The sequence below is a fragment of the Actinotalea sp. genome, from assembly GCF_041597215.1.
Classification (GTDB): Bacteria; Actinomycetota; Actinomycetes; order Actinomycetales; family Cellulomonadaceae; genus Actinotalea.
Genome location: NZ_JBFHHB010000186.1, coordinates 1 through 6,293, shown reverse-complemented (window position 1 = coordinate 6,293; position 6,293 = coordinate 1). Strand labels below are relative to the sequence as shown.

The following is a 6,293-nucleotide window of genomic DNA, read 5'->3' as shown; positions in this document are numbered from 1 at the left end:
CCGTGCACGCCGACGACAGCCCGATCATGGACATCGTCGCCAACCGCACCCTGCGGGACCAGTGGGAAGAGCTCGCGCAGCACCATGCGCTGGACACCTTCCTCGTGCACGAGGACCCCGAGGGACGCGTCACCGCCAGCACCTACGGGGAGTTCGGCGCGCGCATCATCCGTGCCGCGAACCTGCTGCGTGGACTGGGCGTGCTGCCGGGGGACTGCGTGGGCGTGCACCTGGGGAACAGCCCCCAGCAGATCGAGTGCCTGTTCGCCCTGGCCGTGATCGGGGCCGTCGCCGTGCCGCTCCACCCGCGGGCGACCGCCGTCGAGTGCGCGCGGATCCTCGGCAGGGTGGACGCACGACTCGTCGTCTGCGAGCCGGAGGTGCGTCCGGAGGAGGGCTACCCGCCCGGCATCCGGGTCCTGGTGGCGCGGGACTGCTCGACCGGTGAGGACTCCTACTGCGCCCAGCGGGACCGCCAGCAGGACACCTTGGTGGACCCGGTGGCGCTGAGCAGCGACGACCCGGCGGTCATCGTCTTCTCGTCCGGCTCGACGGCGGAGCCGAAGGCTGTCGTCCTCACCCACGCGAACCTGCTGTTCTCGGGGATCTTCGTCACCTGGCAGTCAGCGATGACCGGACAGGACCGGCTCCTGACGACGATGCCGGCCTGCCACGTGAACTTCGTGCTCAACGCCCTCATGCCGGTGCTGACGGTCGGTGCCTGTCTCGTCGCGGTCGAGCGGTACAGCGCGCGGAAGTTCTGGGCCCAGGTCAAGGACCACGACGCCACGGTCGTCCAGGCGATCTCCACGATCGCCCGGACGATGCTCCTGCAGCCCCCGGCGTCGGACGACCGTGACCATCGGGTGCGCGAGGTCCTGTACTACCTCCCGATCAGCGACGAGGAGAAGGTGGCCTTCGTCGAGCGTTTCGGGGTGCGGCTGCTCAACTCCTACGGCACGAGCGAGACCCTCGTCGGCGTGCTGACCGACCCACCGGTCGGGCCGCGTCGTTGGCCGTCGATCGGCCGCGTCGGGCTCGGGTACGAGGCGCGGATCGCCGGCCCGGACGGGCAGGAGCTCGCAGCCGGCGAGCACGGCGAGATCCAGATCAAGGGGGTGCCCGGCCGCACGCTCATGGCCGGCTACCACGGCGACCCGGTCGCCACGGCGGAGGTCTACACCGATGACGGCTGGTTCCGCACCGGGGACGTCGGCTGGGTGGACGAGGACGGCTGGTTCTTCTTCGTCGACCGCCTCTCCCACTTCATCAAGCGGGCGGGGGAGAACGTCTCGCCCGGCGAGGTGGAGGAGGCGTTGACGGCGCACCCGGAGATCGCCCAGGCGGCGGTCGTCGGAGTCCCCGACTCCTTGCACGACGAGGCGGTCAAGGCCTTCGTCGTGCTGCGGCCGGGCTCGTGCCTGAGCGTCACCGAGATCCAGGGCTGGGCGGCGTCGCGGCTGAGCGACTTCAAGGTGCCGTCCCTGGTCGAGGTCGTGGACGCCCTTCCGCTGACCACCACGTTCAAGGTCGCCAAGAGCGCCCTGTCGTGACATCCGAGGGCCTCGTGGGAGGCCGAGAGAGCAGGAGAGACATGGCTATCAACACCGAGATGGTCGGGCAGTGGTTCGGCCCGTTCACCCGCGAGTACACCTTCAAGGACCTGAGCCTGTTCGCGCTCGGCTCGGGCTGTGCGATCGACGGTCGGACCGACCTGGAGTACGTGTACGAGAAGGACATGAAGGTCCTGCCGACCTTCGGCGCGATGCCGATCGTCGACTCGGAGGTCACCCGGACGATCGACTACGGCTACAACTACGCCGGCTCGCTGCACTGGAGCTTCGACCTCACGTTCCACCGCCCGATCACCGAGCTGGCCGACACGCTGAGCACGAAGGTGCAGCTCAAGGGACTGTTCGACCGCGGTGAGGGCAAGGGACTGCTCGCCCAGCACGTCGGCGACACCTACGACGGCGAGGGCAACCTGCTCTTCACCAACGAGAGCTGGGACTGCCTGATCTACGACGGCGGCTGGGGTGGCCCGGCGGCGCCGAAGGACCTGGTGGAGATGCCCGACCGGGCGCCCGACGTCGAGGTGACCGAGCGGGTCCCCGAGAACCAGGCGCTGATCTACCGGCTCTCCGGCGACTACCACCCGCAGCACGCGGACTGGGACTACGCGGCGGAGAACGGTCAGCCTCGCCCGATCCTGCACGCCGTGAGCTTCGCCGGTGTCGTGTGCCGGCACTTCGTGACCTCGTTCGTCCCGGGTGAGCCCGAGCGTCTGACCCGGTTCAAGACCCGGATCACCGCCTCGCTCCTGCCAGGGACGAGGGTCACCAGCCAGTTCTGGCGGATGGACGACAACCGGGTGCACTTCCGCCTGGTGAACGCCGACGACGAGTCGGCGAAGCCGTTCCTGAACTGGGGTGTCATCGAGTGGCGCTGAGCTCTTCCGACGTCGGTGCGGCACCCGGACGGGTGCCGCTCGACGACGTCCAGATGACGCCGTTCCTCAAGCGGCTCACCGTCTTCGCGAGCGGCGGCCCGTTCCTCGACGGCTACGTGCTGTCGTTGATCGGGGTGGCGCTGATCCAGCTCGGTCCCGAGCTGGACCTCGACGCCGCGTGGATCGGTGCCATCGGCGTCGCCGCGATCGCCGGGCTCTTCCTCGGGACCGCCGTGGGCGGCTGGCTCACCGACCGGATCGGCCGCAAGCGGATGTTCGTGCTGGACATCGTCAGCATCGCCGTCATCTCGGTGGCCACGGCGTTCGTGCCGAACGCGGCGACGCTCGTCCTCATGCGCTTCCTCATCGGGATCGCGGTCGGCGCCGACTACCCGATCGCGACCTCGCTCATCGCGGAGTTCTCCCCGCGCCGGCACCGCGCGGTATCGATGGGGGTGGCTGCGGCCGCCTGGTACGTCGGGGCGAACGTCGCGTTCCTCGTGGGCTACCTCCTGCTCTCGGTCGACGGCGGCTGGCGCTGGATGCTCGCCTCCGCGGCGATCCCGTGCCTGGTGATCCTGGTCGGGCGCTGGGAGGTCCCGGAGTCGCCGCGATGGCTGATGCGCAAGGACCGGCAGGCCGAGGCCGAGGAGATCGTGCGGCAGGTCTTCGGCGCCGATGTCGAGCTCGAGGCCGACGCCTCGGCGAAGGCCGGGTACGGGGCGCTGTTCCGTCGCGGGCAGATCGGCAAGGTCCTCTTCGTCGGGACGATCTGGATGTGCCAGGCGGTCCCGATGTTCGCGATCTACACCTTCGGCCCGCAGATCATGAGCGACCTCGGTCTCGGTGAGGTGCAGACGGCCACCCTCGGCCAGATCGTCATCGGCACCTTCTTCATGGTCGGCTGCATCCCCGCGATGTTCTGGGCGAACTCGCTCGGGCGGCGCAAGCTGCTGATCGGCAGCTTCACCATCATGACGCTCTCGCTCGCCGTGCTCGGCGTGGTGCCGGTCGCGGGGGTCGGGCTGATCATCGTCTGCCTCGGCGCGTACGCCTTCTTCTCCGGCGGGCCGGGCAACCTGCAGTGGCTGTACCCGAACGAGCTGTTCCCGACCGACATCCGTGCGTCGGCCACCGGTGCGGCGATGGCGTTCAGCCGTATCGGCACGGTGGTCTCGACCTACGTCCTTCCCGCCTTCCTCCTGCACTACGGCAGCCGGGCGACGATGCTCGCCGGCGCCGCCATCTCCGCCGTCGGTCTGCTCGTCTCCGTGCTCCTCGCACCCGAGACCCGCGGACTGACGCTTGCCCAGGCCAGCACCCTCGGCCTGTCCCGATGGGGCCGCCCCGCCGGCGCGCACCCGTCCACCGAACGACTCGACCCCGACAAGACGATCGCCGTGAGCGGCCAGACGAGAGAAGCACAGAGATGAAGATCGCCGTTGCCTACAAGTGGGCCCCGAACCCCCAGGACGCCTCGGTGTCCGGGTCGGGAGCCGTCGACTGGAGCCGGGCCAAGCCCGCGATCTCCGAGTACGACCAGGTCGCGATCACCGTCGGCCGAGGGCTGGCGGACGCGCTCGGTGCCGAGCTCGTCGGGATCAGCGTCGGGACGTCGGAGACCGGGAGCAGCATGGCCCGCAAGGCGGCCCTGTCCCGGGGCCTGGACCGTCTGGCGATCGTCACCGACGACGACTGGGCGGGCGCCGATGCCGGGCGTACCGCTCGCGTGCTCGCCCAGGTCGTCGAGCAGGTCGGTGAGGTGGGCCTGGTGCTCACCGGCGACTCCTCGGTTGACCTGGGGGCACAGCTGGTGGGCGCCGTCCTCGGCGCAGAGCTCGGCTGGCCGGTCGTGACGAACGTGACCTCGGTCGCCGGAGCCGCCGGTGAGCTCACGGTCTCGCGTTCCCGCGAGGGCGGGACGCAGTCGCTCCGGGTGACCGGGCCCGTGGTGCTGTCGGTGGCTCCCGACGCAGCGATCCCGACGGTCCCGGGGATGAAGGACATCCTCGCGGCCGGCAAGAAGCCGACCGATGTCGTGGAGGCAGCCGTGCCGCCGCCCGGGTCGGTCGAGGTGCTCTCCACCGCCCCGCCCACCCTCAAGGCCCGCAAGACCCTCGTGATCGACGGTTCGGACCCCGCGGCGGCCGCGGCCGAGCTGGTGGCCGCGCTTCGCGCCGACACGGTCATCTGAACCCCGCGACAGAGAACAGGACACGCATCATGAGCAGCACCTACATCCTTGTCGCCGATGACGCCCGCATCGGAGACCTCCTCACCATGGCCTCGGGCAGCACGACGACGGCTGTCGTCGTCGGCAGGCGAGAGGTGGCCGACCGGGTCGCGGCCGGCGGCGTCGACTCCGTCATCTGGCTCGGCGCCCCCGCGGCAGACGTCCCCCTGGAGGCGTACGGCCCCGCCGTCGCCCAGGTCGTGGCGGAGGCGGCACCCGACCTCGTGCTCGCCGCCACGCGCCCGGCCGACCGTGTCCTGGCCGGTGCAGTGGTCGCGGCCACCGGCGCCCAGGTCTTCACGATGGTCCGCTCGGTGACCGTCTCCGACGGTTCGGTCGAGCTCGGCCGCGACGTCTTCGGCGGCATCGCCCAGGAGGTCGTGCGGGTCACCGGCCCCGTCGTCCTCGTCGTCGACGGCGGCCCGGACGTCACGGCCGGCTCTGCTGTCGAGGTGACCGAGCGTGCGGCCGAGGTACGTCCCGGCGTGACGGTCGTCGAGGAGCAGCCGGCGGAGCGCGCGGCCGTCGACCTCACCCGCGCGCCGCGGATCGTCACGGCGGGTCGGGGCGTCAAGAGCCGCGACGACCTCGCCCTCGTCGACGCGTTGGCAGCAGCGCTCGGCGCGGAGTCCGCCTGCTCCCGGCCGCTCGCCGAGGGGCTCGGCTGGTACACGCACGACAGGTACGTCGGCGTGACCGGTCAGCACGTGCAGCCCGAGCTGTACGTCGCCGTCGGGGTCTCCGGCCAGCTCCAGCACGTCGTCGGCGCCCGGGGCGCCGGGACCGTCGTCGCGATCAACGCCGACAAGGACTGCCCGTACTTCGCCGAGGCCGACTACTGCGTGGTGGGCGACCTCTACGCGCTCGTCCCGGCGCTGACCGAGGCGCTGTCGTGACCGGGACGGCAGAGGCCGAGGTCGACTTCGACGTCATCGTCGTCGGGGCCGGTATCGCCGGACTGGTGACCGCCTACCGGCTCGCCCAGGCCGGTCGGTCGGTGGTCGTCATCGAGCGCGGGGAGGCGCCGGGTTCCAAGAACCTCTCCGGCGGGATCCTGTACTGCCGCGTGATGGAGCAGGTCTTCCCGAACCTGCTCGCCGAGGCGCCGGTCGAACGACGCATCACCCGGAACTACGTGCAGTTCCTCAACGGCTCGTCCAGCGTCGGGATCGACTACCGGGACGCCCGCCTCGGTGAGCCGACGAACGCGGTCACCGTGCTCCGCGCCAAGTTCGACCCGTGGCTCGCGGAGCAGTGCGAAGAGGCCGGCGTGTTCCTCATGCCCGGCGTCCGCGTGGACGACGTCATCCGTGAGGCGGGTCGCATCGTGGGTGTCCGCGCAGGGGACGACGAGCTGCGTGCTCATGTCGTCGTCGCGGCGGACGGGGTCAACTCCTTCCTCTCGCGCCGGGCCGGCCTGCGCGTCGCGCCGCCGACCAAGCACCTCGCGGTCGGCGTCAAGGCCGTCGTCGCGCTTCCCTCGGCAACGATCGAGGAGCGTTTCCACGTCAGCGGGGACGAGGGCGTCGCGCACGCGATCGTCGGCGACTGCACGCAGGGCGTCGGTGGCGGGGCCTTCCTCTACACCAACCGCGAGTCGGTCTCGGTCGG

The 6,293-nt window shown here is 70.8% G+C and carries 6 protein-coding genes; all 6 read left to right on the top strand.

What is annotated here, in order from left to right; translation table 11 throughout:
- Nucleotides 1-1,553 (top strand): AMP-binding protein (locus tag ABWK99_RS12250; protein WP_372594984.1); only part of this gene is annotated, 1,553 nt, incomplete at its 5' end.
- Between the two features lie 41 nt (nt 1,554-1,594).
- Nucleotides 1,595-2,449: a MaoC/PaaZ C-terminal domain-containing protein gene (locus ABWK99_RS12245; RefSeq protein WP_372594983.1), complete on the top strand. Its 855-nt coding sequence runs from the start codon at nt 1,595-1,597 to the stop codon at nt 2,447-2,449.
- Nucleotides 2,440-3,882, top strand: a complete 1,443-nt coding sequence (locus tag ABWK99_RS12240; RefSeq protein ID WP_372594982.1) for an MFS transporter — start codon at nt 2,440-2,442, stop codon at nt 3,880-3,882. The genes ABWK99_RS12245 and ABWK99_RS12240 overlap by 10 nt, the downstream gene beginning before the upstream one ends.
- A complete protein-coding gene (locus ABWK99_RS12235) occupies nt 3,879-4,643 on the top strand; it encodes a hypothetical protein (protein ID WP_372594981.1) in 765 nt (254 codons plus the stop codon). Before ABWK99_RS12240 ends, ABWK99_RS12235 begins: the two co-directional genes overlap by 4 nt.
- Nucleotides 4,644-4,672: 29 nt before the next feature.
- Nucleotides 4,673-5,578, top strand: coding sequence for an electron transfer flavoprotein subunit alpha/FixB family protein (locus tag ABWK99_RS12230; protein WP_372594980.1), 906 nt, complete (start codon nt 4,673-4,675; stop codon nt 5,576-5,578).
- Nucleotides 5,575-6,293: FAD-dependent oxidoreductase (locus ABWK99_RS12225; protein ID WP_372594979.1), on the top strand; the 719-nt coding region annotated here is incomplete at its 3' end. The genes ABWK99_RS12230 and ABWK99_RS12225, both read left to right, overlap by 4 nt.